Annotated in this window: 12 protein-coding genes and 1 pseudogene; 2 read left to right on the top strand and 11 right to left on the bottom strand. The window is 33.2% G+C overall.

Translation table 11 applies throughout. The annotated features are described in order from the left end of the window. Positions 1-280 precede the first annotated feature (280 nt). Entirely contained in the window at positions 281-2,839 is a 2,559-nt protein-coding gene (locus tag NG806_RS02030; protein WP_261511762.1) for an AAA domain-containing protein, read from the top strand. A 131-nt stretch (positions 2,840-2,970) separates the two neighbouring features. Here the strand turns inward: NG806_RS02030 and NG806_RS02025 are convergent, their stop codons facing one another. The 4 genes from NG806_RS02025 to NG806_RS02010 all read right to left on the bottom strand — a co-directional run bounded on the left by NG806_RS02025 (position 2,971) and on the right by NG806_RS02010 (position 7,793). Next, a complete protein-coding gene (locus NG806_RS02025; RefSeq protein ID WP_261511761.1) occupies positions 2,971-4,443 on the bottom strand; it encodes an SEC-C metal-binding domain-containing protein in 1,473 nt (490 codons plus the stop codon). A gap of 475 nt (positions 4,444-4,918) precedes the next feature. Beyond that, positions 4,919-6,214: a DUF3945 domain-containing protein gene (locus NG806_RS02020; protein WP_261511760.1), complete on the bottom strand. Its 1,296-nt coding sequence runs from the start codon at positions 6,212-6,214 to the stop codon at positions 4,919-4,921. 426 nt (positions 6,215-6,640) lie between these two features. After that, complete coding sequence (locus NG806_RS02015) at positions 6,641-7,255, bottom strand: hypothetical protein (protein ID WP_261511759.1); 615 nt, start codon at positions 7,253-7,255, stop codon at positions 6,641-6,643. Continuing rightward, the gene (locus NG806_RS02010; RefSeq protein ID WP_261511758.1) at positions 7,230-7,793 is read right to left on the bottom strand and encodes an RHS repeat-associated core domain-containing protein; all 564 of its coding nucleotides are present in this window, start codon (positions 7,791-7,793) and stop codon (positions 7,230-7,232) included. Before NG806_RS02010 ends, NG806_RS02015 begins: the two co-directional genes overlap by 26 nt. 234 nt (positions 7,794-8,027) lie before the next feature. Here NG806_RS02010 and NG806_RS02005 point away from each other — a divergent pair, with 234 nt between their 5' ends. Further along, positions 8,028-8,498, top strand: a complete 471-nt coding sequence (locus NG806_RS02005; protein ID WP_261511757.1) for a helix-turn-helix domain-containing protein — start codon at positions 8,028-8,030, stop codon at positions 8,496-8,498. A 151-nt stretch (positions 8,499-8,649) separates the two neighbouring features. Here NG806_RS02005 and NG806_RS02000 read toward each other — a convergent pair whose 3' ends face one another. From NG806_RS02000 to NG806_RS01975, 7 genes and pseudogenes are all read right to left on the bottom strand, one after another. Continuing rightward, complete coding sequence (locus tag NG806_RS02000) at positions 8,650-9,030, bottom strand: hypothetical protein (RefSeq protein WP_261511756.1); 381 nt, start codon at positions 9,028-9,030, stop codon at positions 8,650-8,652. 129 nt (positions 9,031-9,159) lie between these two features. Continuing rightward, on the bottom strand, positions 9,160-9,570 hold the full coding sequence (locus NG806_RS01995; protein ID WP_261511755.1) for a hypothetical protein: 411 nt from the start codon (positions 9,568-9,570) through the stop codon (positions 9,160-9,162). Next, positions 9,560-10,255 (bottom strand): peptidoglycan recognition protein family protein, encoded by a 696-nt coding sequence (locus NG806_RS01990; RefSeq protein ID WP_390882596.1) that lies wholly within the window; start codon positions 10,253-10,255, stop codon positions 9,560-9,562. Before NG806_RS01990 ends, NG806_RS01995 begins: the two co-directional genes overlap by 11 nt. A gap of 27 nt (positions 10,256-10,282) precedes the next feature. Continuing rightward, positions 10,283-10,462 (bottom strand): annotated as a pseudogene (locus NG806_RS23040) (RHS repeat-associated core domain-containing protein); the annotation flags it as partial. A 7-nt stretch (positions 10,463-10,469) separates the two neighbouring features. Beyond that, positions 10,470-10,949, bottom strand: a complete 480-nt coding sequence (locus NG806_RS01985) for a hypothetical protein (RefSeq protein WP_261511753.1) — start codon at positions 10,947-10,949, stop codon at positions 10,470-10,472. Then, positions 10,939-14,382, bottom strand: a complete 3,444-nt coding sequence (locus NG806_RS01980; protein WP_261511752.1) for an RHS repeat-associated core domain-containing protein — start codon at positions 14,380-14,382, stop codon at positions 10,939-10,941. Before NG806_RS01980 ends, NG806_RS01985 begins: the two co-directional genes overlap by 11 nt. A gap of 12 nt (positions 14,383-14,394) precedes the next feature. Continuing rightward, complete coding sequence (locus NG806_RS01975; protein WP_261511751.1) at positions 14,395-18,102, bottom strand: DUF5977 domain-containing protein; 3,708 nt, start codon at positions 18,100-18,102, stop codon at positions 14,395-14,397. Positions 18,103-18,108 lie beyond the last annotated feature (6 nt).

The raw sequence follows: 18,108 nt of genomic DNA, 5'->3' as shown, positions 1-18,108 counted from the left end.
TTAACGGGGCATTTTAAAGATGCTAACTTTAAATATTGCCCGTAATGGAAAATTGTTTTTTTTGCTCCGGATGGAGACCTGTTTTTGTAAGAGCTTATACTAGAATACGTTTTGGACGTCTAGAATATGTGATTCAACATTGCAGATCGAGGCCTGGACAACACAGATTTAAGCAAGGTTTTTAACCTTGCTTATTTTTTAATCCTCTCTTTTTTATCTTTTAATTTTGTGAATTTATTTTTAGTTATTACTTCTTATATTTATAAGTAATTATTAATCCATGCAAAAATCTACTCCACATCCTCTTAGAAAAGAAGCAATCTACATTGATGGCAAAGACAGAACTGAGGAGATAGAATCTTATTCTTTTGAGGGCAATAAGTGTGTAGTCGTGTATAAAAGTAGTGGTAAAGCATATTCTTACCCTCACCATAGAATTAAGATGGTGAGATCTGCTATTCAGAGTGAGAGAGCCGGAAATATTTTTTCTTATCTGAAGGCGATTGCAGAAAGTATTGGTTTGAAGACAGAGGAAGGCAATAATATTCTTACCAATAGTTATGGGAGTATCAGTTTTATTCCTGAGACTTCTATTCTCTACAATTTCCTTAATGAGAAAGAACGCGATAAGAATTACCACGCCTCTCCTATTGAAATCTTTCCTTTTGGTTTTAATCTAAGCCAAAGAACAGGAGTTGATAATGCATTTTCAAATCCGCTAAGTGTTATAGAAGGTCCTCCCGGAACAGGTAAAACCCAGACTATTCTAAATATTATTGCCAATGCAGTGATGAATAATCAGAGTGTGGCTGTTGTTTCAAGTAATAATTCGGCGACAAAAAATGTTTTTGAGAAGCTGGAAAGTAATGGAGTTTCTTTTATAGCAGCTTTGTTAGGAAGCAGCCAGAATAAAAAAGAATTTATCGATAGTCAGACCGAAATCCCGGATTTATCCGGTTTTATATTAGAGGAAGAACAGGAGCAATCCCTTACTCAATCTACTGTCCTTCTTTTTACTGAACTGACTGATAAGTTGGAACTAAAGAATGAATTGGCTTTACTCAAACTGGAAATAGATAAGATCAAAACAGAGCATCAGCATTTCACGGATGATGTCGCTTTGGCAAGTGAAATTCGTTTTAAAAAGAATGTCAGCTCAGATCAGCTGCTTTCATTATGGGTTACGTTGGAAGAGTACGAAAAAACAGGTAAGAGATTTTACTGGTGGCGCAAACTCATATTTCCTTTTCTGTATGGGATAAGAGATAAGATTTTTTATACTTTATCGTATGAAGAAATGATCAGAATTGTCCAGTCAAAATACTATGAAGTAAAAGTTTCAGAGCTTGATCTCAGAAAGCAAGAGCTGCAAAATACGTTACAGCATTTTTCCTTCAATGATAAAATGAAAGAATATACTGAAGGATCGATGCAACTGTTTAAAAACAAACTCTACCAAAAATATAAAGGAAAAGAACGTTCAGAATATACCGAATGGGATCTTCGTTTTAAATCAGAAGAATTTATTCAAGATTATCCTGTCATTATGAGTACGACCTACTCATTAAGAAGAAGTCTTGCTGAAAATGTAGTCTACGATTATGTTATTGTTGATGAATCTTCACAGGTGGATCTTGCAACGGGTGTGCTCGCATTATCCTGCGCAAAACAGGCTGTCATTGTAGGAGATTTAAAACAACTTCCTAATGTAGTAGATTCCGAAACAGCAGAAAATACAGATCAGATCTTTAAAAACTATGATATACCGGAACCTTATCGTTATTCCAATCATAGCTTGCTTTCTTCTGTGATGGAAGTATTTCCGAGGGTTCCTAAAACACTCTTAAAAGAACATTATCGCTGCCATCCTAAAATCATTGATTTTTGTAACCGTAAGTTTTATCATGATCAGTTGATTATTCTTTCGGAAGGACAGACGGAAAGAGAACCTTTATTAGTCTATAAAACAACTGAAGGCAATCATGCCCGGCAAAGAGAGAATCAGCGGCAGATTGATGTGATTATTCAGGAGATCATTCCACAACAAAAGTTGGAAGGTGTCAATCTGGGAATTGTAACGCCATACCGTAATCAGACCTTAGCACTACAAAGAACATTTCAGGGAACAGATATCAAAGCAGATACGGTGGATAAATTCCAGGGAAGAGAAAATGATGTGATCATTCTCTCCACAGTAGATAATGAAATCTCACAATTCACCGACAACCCGAACCGCCTGAATGTAGCCATTTCCAGAGCCAAAGATCAACTGATTCTATTGGTGAACGGAAATGAAAGTGATAATGACACGAACATCTCAGATCTGATCCGCTATATTGATTACAATAATTTCAAGGTTATCAACAGTGAAGTACATTCTATTTTTGATTACCTGTACAAAGGGTATGAAGAAAAAAGAAGAACGCTGTTATCGGATCAAAAAAAGAAATCTATTTTCGACAGTGAGAATCTAATGTATAGACTTATCAAAGAAATATTGTCTCACGAGCAATTTTCAAAATATGACGTTATTCTGCATCATCCATTGAGAAATCTATTGTTAGATTTTTCCAAATTAACTGCTGAAGAAGAACGATATGCCAGACATCACGCTGCACATCTTGACTTCCTTATTTTCAATAAGCTGGGAAAAAGTCCTGTATTAGTTATAGAAGTAGATGGGTATGAATACCATAAAATGGAAAGCCGACAAGCTGAAAGAGATGTCATGAAAAATAAGATCTTGGAGAAGTATAAAATTCCTTTGGTAAGGTTTTCGACGACTGGAAGTGGGGAAAGAGAGAAGCTGATAAGCGTACTAAAAACATTAATGGGCTAATAGTAAGCCCCTTACAAAAGTTACAAACCGGTTTCTTTTTTGGAAGATAAAATTATATAATGCTTAAATACACAGATAGATAAGTGTTTAATAAAAACCATCTCTGTATCAACGATTATAGACCAACAATATTACTTCTTGAGACCAATACAGCATTTCTTATACTTTTTTCCAGAGCCACAAGGACATAGATCATTTCTACCAATTTTTTTATGACTGCTCAAATTATTTTTAATTGGAAAATCACTAACAGTCAATGTTTCCCGAACCATTTTTTTAGTTTCTAAGAAATTAATGTTTTTATTTGAATCCGAATAATATAAAATATCGTCTTCGGACCAATCCTTTGCGTTAAGTAGAATGAAATCCTCAGAATTAGTTTGGGTAAATTTAGGAGCGTCAATAGCAATCCCTATTATTTTTTCATACATAGGAAATTTATTTTTTGTAACACCACAGGCGATTTCAAGCAGTGCTTGTCTTTTAGGTCTATATTCATTATCGTAATCCTTATTTCTGGGATCGTGTAATTGTAAAAAGACATAAACTGTGTTTTTATAAAAGGATGGCATAATAGATAAATTACGCATAAGCATCGTCCCATCTCCAGGAAATCCTTCTATAGCTCGTATCATAAGATCAGACAGTGTTCTTCTAAAAAATCTAGGTTCTTTGGCCATTTCACAAATGGCGCTTTCACCTTTAAAGATGTTACTATTACCTTTCAGCGTTTCATCTAAGGCATTTTGAGTAGTATATTGAAGTAAATTATCCCACAGTTCAGATATTTTATTTGCTTCTTTTCTCCTTTTGTATAAAACTGAATTTTCAAAAGAGTTCCACGCACCTTCAGAAATCATAATACTTGTTGCTTTTTCATCTCTTATTCCAACAAAATATTTTTGCTTTACCGAATCAAAGTTTTGAAAGTAATTAGCTAACAGATCTTCTTCTCCGCAATAAGTAATACTGTCATAGTGCTTTAAAGCCTTCTCTTTCTCTGAAAGATATTCAGAAAAATCGTATACAGTATCTAATTCTTTAAGAATGATTTCTAAATTAAAGGTATCAAAAATATGAATAGGTTTATTACTATCGAGCTCCACGAGAAAAGGAATATCAAGCCCTAATTTTTCCATTTTACTGTAAGTCACAGCAAGACTTCCGTTAATATTTTCGGGTGAATGCCACAAACAAGCTTCCGCAGCTCCATGGGCAATAATAATACTATATATAGTTAGATTTTCATGAGGTATGAGTATCGGAAAAGGTATTGTTTTTTTACTGTCCAAATATATTTTATTGGGATTTTCAAGTACATATCTTCTTGCTCCTTCCGCTGTTCTTATTTGGTTCTCAATTACATTTTTGTGCCAGCGTTTCCATTGCACATTAATATCTCCTTCCAAATTATCGAATTTCCTACTTTCACGATCAAAAAATAAAAAAATCTTATTGTCAAAAACAGCCATTAAATCGCACAATTCTTTTGTATCTTCTTTGTAAGGATTTGGATAAGACCATAGTTTTAAGAAAGTAGCGTCGCAAAGATTTGCCAAAATCCTTTCTGTTTCAGTATAACCTGTTGATTTTTCAATTGCCATTAGTTAGTCATTAATGAGAGAATATAAGATAGCAATTAATAGTGAATCTCCTGTGGATTTAATTTTGTTTTTTTAAATTGATTAAATCCTACAATCCGGATCTAAAGAGCAAGATACTGAATAAATAAAAACTAAAAAATAAACAGCACATAATAGCAGTTTTGAATTAAAAGACAATCGAGGTAAACTAAAGTCAAACTACCAACTTCGATTGTTTCAAATACCTAAAATTATATTGCAAGAAGTTTTAGTCTACAAGAAAATTGTTTGATAAAAATGAACTTTGTAATTCTAATATATTTTGATTCAAACAATCCAAATCATTTATAAAAGTGTTCGAAGATAATACTGTCAAGTCCACTAGGCAAGTTTGATTACTTTGAAACTTTCGACATTTGTTCACTATCAACTACAAAATGTTTCAATATAAGCTCACTATTGATTATACTAATATCATTAAAGAGACTACACCATATCAAATCCTTTTACCCTTTGATATAGTTTTGTTCTCTGTATTACCCAACTGCTTCCTCGGATTCCGAAACGAAAACTCAATCTTTCCCACCTCCCTATTAAACGTCATATACCCTTGGTATTTCTTCCCTTTCCCATCCGTAAGACTATTGATATACGCCGTCTCTCCTGCCTTTAATTTATCCATCTGCCATGAATATAACTTCCGCCCTCTGAATACACTCGGAACCTCCGCTCTTTCTCTACTATTCAAATCCTTCATCGAAAGGCTCTTAATATTTTTCTTAAACTGAAACTCCACATACCTTTTATCAGCATTAAACTGAAGCGTAGCATTAAATAATGTTCCTCTTTTGGAAAGCATATTTTCAATAAACAAAGGTTTTCCTTCCAGAAGAGTCCGCCTTTGCTCCAGATTCAATGTCACTCCTTTAATGACCAGTGGAACCCTCATAAATTCAGCCCTTAAGGCAATCAGTTCATTGGTCAGCCGATCCCTGCTGATCACAGAGGGAATCACTTCATCAGTCTTGGGATTGATAAGATTAACCACCCTACCCATATTTCCGGATTCAATAAGGTTTCTCTTATCTTCCCGGGTAAACTCATGCCCAAAGAACTTCGAATTAAGATCAGGCTCTTTACGCACTCCATGCAGGAGCACTCCTACTTCTCCTGAATCCTGCACCTGAAGGGAAAGCCTTACCTCCATTGTACTGACCGCTGTTCCCAGATTAATGGTAACAGGAACAAGTATAGGCGTTTTAAACCCTCTTAATAATGGATCTAACGCATTCATCTTTTCAAGCATCTCCCTGTTAAGGCCCAGCTTTTCCATCGTGCTCCAATCAATCTGCTCTGCCTCATAACGGTATAAGGCATCTTCTTTAGTTGATGTATTATTTATTGGAGATTGGGTTTTATGAGCCTCTACCCTTTCTATAGAAACTTCATACTGTTTTAGATTCCTTCTTTCCTCTACAGAAGCATTCTTAACATACTCCTGTAGTTCTGTAGCTGTCTGGGTAGCCTCATATTCCGTTACTTTGAAAAATGAGAAATCAGAAGGGCTTTTAAGCTGACTGTAAAAATCCGTAAAGAAACTGGTGAATGAGCCTTCATCGGCATCAATACGGATCATTTGTTGGGAGCTTGTATTTTCAGGTAAAACTTCTTTGAGATTGCCTTCTTTATCAACACCCTGAACAAGTCTGATGGTATTGATCGTATTGTTTAATACCAGTAAAGTATCTTTTACTTTTTCTACCGTATCATTTATGTTGTTTTCTTTTTTCATTTCTTCATACATAAGTGAATGAAGTTATAAAGCAGTAGGATATAATGAGGATATTAAAGTATAATTTGGTAATGTTTGGCATTGAGAATCCTTTACTTTCGGATCTAAGAATCCCCCCATTTATTACACCCTTCAATACTCCCTATTTCATCAATTGCTCACTCTGCTGTTATATTTGCAAATGCAGAAAGCCACCAATTTGGTGGCTTTAATGTTAATTATGGGTGTTTCTAAATTATATATATCCCCGCCTTCTTTTGAACCCACAACTTCCATCATATGTCCTTCCCATAATAATATATCTCCCCTTTTAAAATTAATATTATTAGATGCTTGAGAAGATTTATAACCTGAATCAAGAAAGAAATTCTTATATTTTCTATGTTATCATCAAAAAAGAAATATCTATTAGTTCTAAATATAATGTCAAATAGTAAATATCAAAATAATGAAGGATATCAGAAATAGTAATGAAAATCCTGCTATTATAAAATCCAGAATTTTCATTTTCTTGTAATCAGCTATTATTGTAATAACTAATATTGTTTGAAATACTATACCTAAATAAAATATTATATTAAAAATCCCCTGTAATTGTCTTGGATTTACTACGTTAAAAACAAAATTAGGTATTAAATTATTGTATAGTCTATATCTTACTAATAAGCAAATTATTAAAATTAGTAATAAAAAAAAACTTTTCTTTTTCATAGTATCATTTTTTGTAAGTCCCTTTATAGAAATATCTATGCCCTCTCCATATAGCATTTGATCTCTGGAACTATCACTACCAAATTCATTTATTCTAGTTCCCCACATGGCTTTTTCAGCCGAAAGACCTGTATATTTAGTCCATGCTCCCCACATAAAATTACCAGCATCAAAAGTATTATAAACCACATTTACATTGCCAAACCTAAAGAAAGCATTTGGAATGAACTTATCCTGTAAATTCTCATTCGTAATTTCAACATTGTTACTTTGTAGAACAGGAACTAAAAAACTATAGGTAAAATCAGAGCCTTTTTCCAGCTCCAACATTATAGGAATTTAAAAACATATCAAAATAAGAATTAAATTTACTTCCTATTCCATCTAAGCTATTCATAAGCATTAACTGATTATTATGAAAAACCCCAGTCACTTGAGAACTTAAATCAAAATATGAAATAGGATAATATAACCGATCTCCAATATTAAAATTTTGAGAAAGCATATACTTATCATCATTTTTTGAGTCATTGAAATACAATTGTTTTCCACTTTGATCAAAAAACCTATTAGGCTGACCATTTCTAAGAATATTTGAAATAAGTCCTTTATTATTAACAGTTATGTCATCAGAAGGTTTTGACATTGAATTTTTGAGTTGTAAAAAAGCAGACTGTGCATCCTCTCCTGTATAAGTGATATTATCTCCACTACCTATTACAGCTCTACCATCAGGATCAATGTTATGAATAGGATTATTAAGAGCATAATTATAGGTAGACCAACGACGAGATGTTTCTGCTAATGGATCTATAACACCCCATCTTCCCAAATCAGGCATATAGAATCTCGCTCCGTAATCATACATACCGTACTCTACTGTATTTTTCGGGATTTCTCTACTTCATTTTTTCCTCGCGCGAGGGTTTATTTTTTGAACGCTTTTCTGTCACTTTTCAAAAATACAGATTTATTCATTTGAAAAATAAAAATTTCGGCGGCGCGCGATTTTTATTCGCAAAGTTTTTTATTTCAATTAAAAAAAACAATTAATGTCAAATAAATTTATTCTTAGTTTATAACTAATAAAAACGACCTATTTATGGCTTTTGCAGACAGATTGGCTTTTGCTCGTAAGCAGAAAAAAATAAAACAAAGTAATCTTGGAAAGACCATTGGAACTTCCGGTGATATTATCGGCAAGTACGAAAGAGGGGAAGCGATTCCTTCTGTTGATGTTGCAAAAAAAATTGCAGATGCTCTTGGCGTAAGTTTAGATTATTTGGTAGGTGGGACCAATCAGGTTTCTTTTGATAAAAGAACCGTAGAAAGAATTAAGGATTTGGAACAACTGGAAGAAAGTAAAAAACAAACGCTTTACGATCTGATAGACATTTATATCCGTGATTATAGATTAGCAAAGTCTATGACCTTGCGTAGCGGGGGGATTTTATTTTACAGATTATTAATAGTTTCAACTAATTCATCATATGAACTTTCTTTCTCTTCATCTATTAATTTGCCTGTATCATATTCTTCGATAATTACATTGTATTTATGGGCTTTATCATAATTAAATGTGGATACATATATTAAAATTTCGTCTATTTGAATACCTATTGCTGTAGTATCTGCTTCCCAAAAATCAACAATTTTATAATTCTGCAATGATTCTTTACTTATTTTGATAAGTAATTTGTTTATTTCAGTATTTTTATTTTCCATTATTTTAAAAATCTACTATCTGTTAATAATTTTCGCACAGTTGTATTACCACTTTGTAAAGCTTCTTTAACAGTACTGTTTAAATGTTCTGCTGGAAAAACAGATTTTATACTACCTTGTCTATGTGCGGATATAAATTCTTGCACTGTATTATCTGCATTTTCCAATATACTCATTGTAGTAGGGCTATGTATATTTAATTTAAGAGTTCTGGCTAATTTCATAAACTTACCTCCTAAATTTCCCATTCTAGCAACATTTCCAAACTTGCCTTTTCTCACATTCATTAGTAAAACTGCAGTTGCAATAACTGTTTCCTCTCCACTTTCACCTTCGCCAATTGAACTAAAAGAATCAGATAAGAGGCTTGGAACATCCATAATTAATTTTCCAACACCTTGTATATCACTTAACACTCCCTTTCCGTAACCATATCGATCTCTAAGCCTCGCATTTTGCGAGGGTTTATTTTATCCGCTCAAAGTCGGGAAACTCCTTTGCGTAGTGGGTTAATGTTTATTTACTATTTTTCTATAAACTGTCTTTATCAAAAAAATAATTTCTAAGATTATTGATAGTAAGAAAGAGATAAACCAAATATTTTGTATCATTGCCGATAATGAGTTATTATGTATTTTACCTATGCTAAAAACATAGCTTATTCTATAAAAATAACTATCCATTTCATCGTTATAGCTTACTGTAAAAATTGTATATAAAAATTGTAAAGCAACTATATAAATCAATATTTTATTTTCAAAAGAAAAAAAAGATAATAGGAGATTAAATATTATAGTTGAGATTATGATTTTATCTAACAGTTCTGTCCCATCATCATGAAAACTTTTATTAGTTAACAGGATTAAAACTAATGATATAAAGCTTAGTAAATAAAATGCAATTGGTTTTTTAGTTTTCATTTTTTGGGGATAACATATGTAATTTATTTCTTAAATATTCCACTATTTTCATGCCTCCGTTCCCAGGACAATTTCTTGGATCAGTTGCTTTTTCTTTATGACCTCCTAAATATTGAATACCATATTTACCATTCAAGTGGGAGACAAGATCTGTTAATGATTGACGCATTGCTGTACTTGCACCACCATTACCCCTTAAGCTCTCAACTATACTATTAACATATCCTAATCCTTTATTTTCCGTATCAAGATCAGATAGCAAAACAATACCTATATTTCCCGTGTTTCCTCCTTTAACATGAGAGCCCTTTACATCTATAGGTCTACCTTCATAAATATTACCTTTACTGTCAATAGCAAAATGGTATGGAATATCTGCGTAACCATCATTTTGTTCTTTTTCCTGTAATTCTTGTATGGACATATAATTATCTCCATTTCCTGAATGATGTACCGTTATCGTATTATAATATTTAGCTAAATCAATAGGAACTCCTCCTACTGGAACATCAAACGCGCCAAACATTTTCATATTAGGACTAAGTTTTTCATATGACCGTCCACCTCCTAAAATGGGAGATTTTGCTCCCCATTCTTTTCTAGAAATAATTTTTGGTCCAGGACCACCTCCTAATTGATTTCTTAATGCTAAAAATGCTGATTGTGCATCTGCTCCAGTATACATTGTACCTGAAGCCGATTCTACGACGTCCATTCCATCGGGATCGGTAAAATAAATCGGATTATTCAGAGCGTAAGTATAAGGCGACCATCTTCTAGATTTCTCCGCCAGCGGGTCAACAACTCCCCATCTCCCGATATCGGGCATATAAAATCTTGCACCATAATCATACATTCCGGTCTCTTGTAACTCTTTGCCGTTGTACTTATAGTTCTTTCTAATCGAACTTCATAGAACCTGGAGTTTCTATTACCACATAATACTCTTTATTATTCTTTATTAATTTATTATATTTTTTCTTAGAAACCTTATCATACATATTAAAAACATTTATAATTAAATACTCATAATTTAAATAAATCTTAGGCATTACTATATTATAATTAATTTCCTTAACCAAATTTGGATTTACAGTTGATATTGCTGTAAATGACATTTCAAAATCTTTATTATTACTAGATAATAGTTTATCAAAATCTTTAGATTCTAAAACTAAATCTCCAGGAACATACTTCCCAATAATTGGATTAGCTAAAGAATCATCAGTAATAGGTTTTAACGTAACATCATAAATGCTTCTAGAAATCTCTCTATCATTTAAAATAATTAAATTTATTTTTTTTGTCTGCGAGAGAAAAAGTGTTGAAAAAAGTAAAAATGACAACAAAAAATATTGTTTTAAAAATTTATTTTCCATTTCTATTAATTATATTTTGCATTACTTGTTTAGTTAAAACCATTGCTGGCGTAGTTGCATTACCTCCCCTATAAATAGCTGCTCCTACAGGTCTATAATCATTATAAGTACCATTGGGATTTTTCGTCACGTTCGTTGCATTTGCGACCTCCAATCTACCTACAATTATATTTGTTCCTTTTCCTGAGAAGGTTACACTATCTGTTCCTTGTGTAGGAGTTAGAGCGTTAAAAGGATACGCCAATCCATTTGCTTCAAACATACCAGTCGGATGAAGATGTATTGTTGTATGAGTATTGGCATTAGTCGGTAATGAAGCTGGTGCAGTTCCAATACCATTTGCATCGACTGTAGGCAAAGGCCCTGTCGTGCCTTGTGTTATCACTCCATCTCCTGCAATTGATGAAGATTCTTCTCGTAAGCCTCCATTTGCATCGCCTCTAGCTAACACGTTTAAAGATTCTTTTAATGTAGAATCAGGAGGAACAACCATACCAATGTTCAATTCACTTAACTTATCTGTACCAATATGTTGTCCGTTCTTTTCTGCTGTGGTAATAGCTTTCTGATCGTCTTTATTTTTAACCATTAAAGTACCCTCAACATCAGTCCCATCAGTTCCAATTTTCTTCCCATTTTCATTAACATAATCAATAGGATCTCGTCCATCAGGGTCTATAAATCGTAAAGGATTATTAAAAGCATAATTGTATGGGCTATGACGAGTCATTTTTTCTGCCAGTGGGTCAACAACTCCCCATCTTCCGATATCCGGCATATAAAATCTTGCGCCATAATTATACATCCCTGTCTCCTGCAACTCCTTCCCGTTGTACTTCCACTGATAAGCAGAATTACCCGCTAAACCATTATATCCTTCATGCTTTAATCCAAATGGATAATAATTATTTTCTTCAATAACCTCCAATCCTGATGTACCCTTCTGATAACTCAATCTTACATTTCCTAAATGATCTGTATAATTGTAAATGTACTTATTTTTTACAAAATCATAATAACCTTCGGCTGAAGGAACGAACTGTAATACGGCATCTTTATATTGAAATCCATCCAAATAATCTGTCTGAGTTATCATAGCCGAGCTGGCAGAAAAAATCTTCCGAATTTTTACACCGTCTGCTCTATAAAGGTTAGTGGTGTTTTTCTGTGTCTGACCTGGTTTTCCTGTTATTTTACTTGGGAGATTTAAAAAATTGTATTCAATTAATTCTAAATCTTTGTCCTTGTAACTGATCATACTCCCATTTAAATCATAACCAATTTCATTTGGAGCTACAAAATAAGGGTAACCTGTAGAGTTTTGTTGTTGCTCTGTTACTTTTGTCAGTTTGTTACCTGTATAATCATACTTAAGATTATCTATTAATTTTGTATTAGGATCCCCAGAAAGTACATCTGCCGATCTTTTCAGATTGGTAATGTTTCCATTAAGATCATATTCCATCATCTCGAAATATTCTTTCGCGGAAGGATTGGTATCTTTTTGGTAAAATCCAGCTACCAGTCTGTTCAGATTGTCATATACGTATCCATATCTTCTAAGATTATCATTAGGGATGGTAGAGGTTTTCCAGTCTACTTCTGCAATATTACCATTGTATTTTGGAAGTACTTTGAGAGTAGAATAATCCATATTAGGACTTTCTTGTCCCTCAACCTGATTGTATTTGATTTTGTATCCAAACAAATCACCTCCTAAGGCGTTAGGATCATTGATCTGGGTCACCCAACCTCTGATATTGTATTTATAATCTACTTGCTGAAGCGGAGCTGTAACAGTACCCCCTACCTTTTTATATTCTAATTGGGAAAGCTCGTTGTATTTGTTTCTTGCCAAAAACTCAATAGCTCCAGCACCCACCTGATGGCTATGAGATATAAGCCTGTTCTGATCGTCATAAGTAAATTTTTCTCTTATTGTCTTTTCGGTATCTGTAGCGAGTCTTTTATGTTGGGTTAAAATTTCTTTCACTACTCCTGAAAAATCCAATTGTTTTTCTACATTGGTATATCCTCCCAAATGGTTAAGCGTAAATTCTCTTATAGACCTTCCTTTAAGATCGTAATAAAAATAGTTTTTAGTCCAGCTATCATCTTCGATATTCTTCACGAAACTGGAAACAGGCAGGCCTTTTGTACTCCGCCCGTATTGTTGTACATCCGAAGGGAGTACAGTCTGATCGAATACCAGAGTAGGAAAAGGATCACCTGTGAGATAGTTATCGTAGTAATTAACTGATAAGACAGTTTCTAAATCCACAAAATCCTTACTGTAATAAATCTGCATCCCGTTTTTGGTAAATCCCTGCGCATTTCTATATTCAGTAATTACATAATTGTTCAGTAAACTCTGAAGACTTGGTCTGCCTTCTAAAGAAGAGAAAATCCCGGTATAAACCACACGCCCCAATAGATCATACTTTGTTACAAGCCATTTATTGATCTTGCGCAGCTCAGCATCTTGTGTCAAAATAAGCCGATCTGCTTTGTCATAAACCATATACTCCCAACCTTTACCCGGAAGCTTCTTTTCCACCAATCTATTTTTACCATCATATCGGTATTGGTAACAAAGATCGTTTAAAGTAGTATCAGCAATCTGTAATCCCACACCCAAACCTTTAATGGCAAAAGAAGCCTTTGGTGGAATTACAAATGCAAGTTGACTATATTCATTATAGATATAATAGGTATCTGCATTATCTGTCGCATTAATTACTTTTCTCACCAAAACGGTTTGTCCTCGTCCATTTTTAAATTCTATCGTTTCATTACCATCTTCATCTTTTACAGAGTTTTTATAAAGCTGATTGGCTTTGTAAAATCCATTTAAAGAATTAGAATCATTAGATACATTTAATACAGAAGTAGTTATGTCTCCTATAGAAGTCGTGGTTGTAACATACTTTCTGATATCTGTTGAGGTATTTGTGGCATACTCAAACTTTACAGGTTTACCATTCCAAGCGGTCCCAACTTGTTTTTGTTCTAATAACCTGTCAAGAGGCGAGTTTTCAAGCGTTTTCTCTGAAAAGGCTTTTTCTCCTTGATAAATTCCAGCTGGATCACCCACTGGAAAATCAATCAAATCTGAGTTCTGTCCATAAATAGCTCCATTGGTTGTTGACTGTTGAGGAACTGGAAGATAATCCCTTGTCTGTCTTCCAAATCCATCATATAGAATAGGAGTTACAACGTCTTTTCCTGTTGGAGAAGCCTTCACATTAACGATCTGCTTTGACCTCCCTAATCCATCAAAATATTGTACGGTACGTATTTTTTTTATATTTATTGTGTCTAGGTGAGTTATCGACTCGATATAATTTTGCGTACCGGTCTGTGCATAGGTCTGACTTGCTATAGATAACAGGCCAAACACGAATAGAGCTTTTATTATTAAGTGTCTTTTCATTATCTATATACTTTACTTTTGATATTGGAACATAAAGTTTAATGAAGTAGAAGATGATGCATCAACAGTTCCTGAAATTAGTCTTACAGTACAATTTCCAGATGTATCTATGAAAACTTTCCATTGGCGTCCAGCTGAATCATATGTTATTTCCCTATTAACACTAGGAACACAGCTTGTGCCTACTTTACCTATATTTATGCCATTCGTCCAGCTTTGCCAGATACCGTAACTGGAAAACGATACATAAAAATTCACATCATTACCTACTGAGTTTGTTGAACTATAGCTAAACTGAGGATTTATTACAAATGTAAATGCACAAGAAATTACTGGGATACAAGGACCATTTAGATTTGCGACATTCTGACCATTACTATTTATATCATCCAATGCTTTTTGATTGGCTGCCAATTCACTTACATCAGAAAAATACGTACCTGCAGGAACTATATAATTGTAAGTGCCCCCAACTGTATTTCCGGTGCAATTTGTTCTTGTAAATATTTGACTTTTTTCAGTATTTGGAATAGGGGAAGACGAAGGACTTCCATATCTATATTTGTATTCCTTTAGTATTTTATTATTTGAATCAACAATTTTTTCCAATCTGTTGGTTGTATCATATTTGTAATATTCTCTAATTCCGGAAGGAGGTGTAACACTAGTGGTTCCTATTAAGGGATCATTAGTGTAGGTTGTAATTTGATAATTGTTGAGATTAGTATTTTTTCTTAGATTATCCCCTGCTTCCAATAGTTCTGCCTCTTTTAATGGATTTGCAGCATCACTATTTGATAATGTAATAATATTCTGAACATAAGTTATAATATCACTGTATTTTGTACCTTCTATTTTTGCGATTGGCATTGTTGAGTTGTAGCCCCAAATAATAGAAACTGGCATTCCCTCTTTATTTGTATATTGGATAAGGTTTCCTGTAGCATCATATTTATCTAATGTTACTTCTGTAAAAGAATTATTATTGTTTGAAATGTCATATGACAGTATAGATTTAGGTAGTACAAAATTTCCTACTTGAGGATCAGGTAACGAGGATGGATAAACTTTCTTTGTTTTTGATAACATTTTTGTAACTCCATTACTTGTTTGTGTAATAATTGTTTCCAGTGGTATTCCTACCATATTTTTACTGATCATTAATTGATTGCCATCCTCTTGTGCATAATTATAACTTGTTTCTTTAATGACATTATCAGGATATGTAATTTTTTGTGTACTAGGCAAATATTTATTATTGTAAGTATTCAAGGTAGTCGTTTTTACAAAATTGCTAGATCCTGGGGGAAAATATTCTTTTGTCGTGGCAGATTCTAATAACGATCTATAGAGATTCACACTATAGCTATGAATAAGTCCACCAAATGGTGGATAATTATCTTGTGAGCCACCAAATTCAGGTGTAAATCTAGTGACAGGCTCTAAAATAGCTCCAGAGATAAAATAAGTGTTTAAGTTATCAGGATAATTAAATTTATAATTATAAACTGTTTCTTTTAGTAAAGAATTATTATTATCATAATGACTCTCATTAACAAGATTACCATTTCCAATAATCAAAGCTGAACCTCTGGGTATCATACTTAAACAGGTAGGACTATAGGTATTAGTGAAAAAAGATTCTGTTCTTCCTTTTCCGTCTACTTTTTCGATAACTTTAGAATAACCAACAAGACCTCCTTGTGGAAGCGTAGATACTCCCTGAGATTGTGCTCCTTCAAAAACCGAAATTTTAAAAGGATGGTCTGGAACACCAATATTGGGAATATATACAGTAGGACAAGCTGTATTGGATAAAATCTGATAACTATTTCCTCCTTTCACAATATAGCATCTATTCTCTACTTCATAAAATTTTGGAAATTCAGATAAATTACCATTCGATATAATTTTTGTTCCGTTATCTATAGACTCATCATAGATATAGTTCTTAATTAGGGGATTCGATCCAACATTTTCTGTTGTTTTGATACTTTTAATTCTTATACCTCCCCCATAACTATAATTGCGCTCAACACCAGGACTTACATTATCCAGTAATGATTGTATCGGATAATTAGAGAAAGTATTAGGTTCATATTCAAATTCTGTTTTTCCGCCTGTTGGATATTTTATACTTGTTAAAAGACCTGCCAGTGAATACAGTGATGCTCTTCTATCGGATAAATAATGTTTATTGTCAGTAGTAAAGTTGATATGCCGTATTTCATTGTCTGGAACAGGTCCTGGATAATAAACAGATGCATTGTACCAATATCCTGATTGATCTTGATTGAATGAGTTAACTGTAAAAGGACTACTTCCTTTTATATATTTATCTGGATTAGGAATAAAGCTATCACTATTAGCCTGGCCATTATAGTATCCCCAAAAATCCGAAGAAAAGCTTAGTTTATTGGGTAAATTGTAAGTAGAATTATAATCAAACAAATATTTTTCATTGGTTATTGACTCTGTCAAACCTAGTAATCGAAGTCTGTGTGTAAATATTTTATTATTTGATGCTCCAAGCCAAGTAACTAAGGAATTTGTATCTAGATTGTCGGTTGCAATGAAGTAATCATAATTAAAATCAAACTGTTTTATTAATTTATAATTATTATAGATCTTAATAGAAGATAGTTTTTTGGATTTATTAACATCTTCTCTATCAACCCAAACAAATTCTATTCGACCATTAGAAAACTCTATTTTTTCGATAAAACTTTCATCGATTGTCTGTTTATTACATTGTGTCAAACCCGGAGAGCTATTTGTGAAATGTGGATTACTTGGGTCATTGGGAGGATAAGTATAACTATATCTTGTCGTCCTACATCCGGCTATTCTATCAGCATGCAATTTAGCTGTATAATAAAAATTAATTTTTCTTCCTTTAACGTCTTCTATTTTAGATAGATATTGAGAAACTCCGGTAATGTAAGTTCCTGTAAGTGGTGTACTAATTTCTTGTACACTGTCAAAATAATAACTAAGGCCGGTTTCATCAATAACTGTAAATTTGTTTGCACCATTAGAATGTGGAATAAAGCTTCCTGAGCTAGGAATTAATTTAAAATCTATATTTGGCTGTTCTGCTATTGCAAATTTTGGATAATCAGTTTTAGTTGTTTTCGGCATATCTAAATATGCTTTATAGCTTTTAGTCGGAAGATTGATTAAAAACAAATCAGGTTGAAAATCATCTCCAGGATATAGAGTGCTATAATTTGGATCTGTAATTAAACGAAAATTATTAGTATAATAAGAGCTTACAGCAGTGCTGTTATTCCAAGGAGGTGTAGGGCATCCTGATATTGAGCCAATATAGCCACTAGCACTTTTAGGGTAAATATTATAATATCCATTTGTACTAAAATCATTACTTCCCGCTATAATATGAGAAACCCGCCCTCCCGCGTTCAAGGACCATCCGAGTCCAACAGAAGAAGCTTCATCATTTACTTTAATTCCCCCTGCGTGATATGAAATAGATATTGGAACTTCTATATCCCCTTCTTTGATTGTGTAAATAGGGATACTGATATTAGGCACTCCTGTATATAAAGAAATCGGAGTTTCAGAGTACCTGAACAGTGCTGCAGCATTAGGAGATTGGACAGCTGTATTATTAACAGCATTCTGTATAATTGACTGTGAATTAGCTAATATTACAGTGAAAGTTGAAATTAGAAGTATTGTTTTTTTTATTTTGAGCATTTGTTT

It is taken from the genome of Chryseobacterium paludis (assembly GCF_025403485.1).
GTDB classification, from domain to species: Bacteria; Bacteroidota; Bacteroidia; order Flavobacteriales; family Weeksellaceae; genus Chryseobacterium; species Chryseobacterium paludis.
The sequence above is the reverse complement of the archived record's forward strand: the minus strand, read 5'-3'. Positions and strand labels throughout refer to the sequence as shown.

Coding starts and splice junctions, on each gene's coding strand:
- NG806_RS01990 (WP_390882596.1), bottom strand. CDS start 10,255: ATGTATACTGGAGCAGATGCACAATCAGCATTTTTAGCATTAAGAAAT.
- NG806_RS01985 (WP_261511753.1), bottom strand. CDS start 10,949: ATGGAAAATAAATTTTTAAAACAATATTTTTTGTTGTCATTTTTACTT.
- NG806_RS01980 (WP_261511752.1), bottom strand. CDS start 14,382: ATGAAAAGACACTTAATAATAAAAGCTCTATTCGTGTTTGGCCTGTTA.
- NG806_RS02015 (WP_261511759.1), bottom strand. CDS start 7,255: ATGTTGGAGCTGGAAAAAGGCTCTGATTTTACCTATAGTTTTTTAGTT.
- NG806_RS01975 (WP_261511751.1), bottom strand. CDS start 18,102: ATGCTCAAAATAAAAAAAACAATACTTCTAATTTCAACTTTCACTGTA.
- NG806_RS02020 (WP_261511760.1), bottom strand. CDS start 6,214: ATGAAAAAAGAAAACAACATAAATGATACGGTAGAAAAAGTAAAAGAT.
- NG806_RS01995 (WP_261511755.1), bottom strand. CDS start 9,570: ATGAAAACTAAAAAACCAATTGCATTTTATTTACTAAGCTTTATATCA.
- NG806_RS02010 (WP_261511758.1), bottom strand. CDS start 7,793: ATGTATGATTACGGAGCGAGATTCTATATGCCTGATTTGGGAAGATGG.
- NG806_RS02005 (WP_261511757.1), top strand. CDS start 8,028: ATGGCTTTTGCAGACAGATTGGCTTTTGCTCGTAAGCAGAAAAAAATA.
- NG806_RS02025 (WP_261511761.1), bottom strand. CDS start 4,443: ATGGCAATTGAAAAATCAACAGGTTATACTGAAACAGAAAGGATTTTG.
- NG806_RS02000 (WP_261511756.1), bottom strand. CDS start 9,030: ATGGATGTTCCAAGCCTCTTATCTGATTCTTTTAGTTCAATTGGCGAA.
- NG806_RS02030 (WP_261511762.1), top strand. CDS start 281: ATGCAAAAATCTACTCCACATCCTCTTAGAAAAGAAGCAATCTACATT.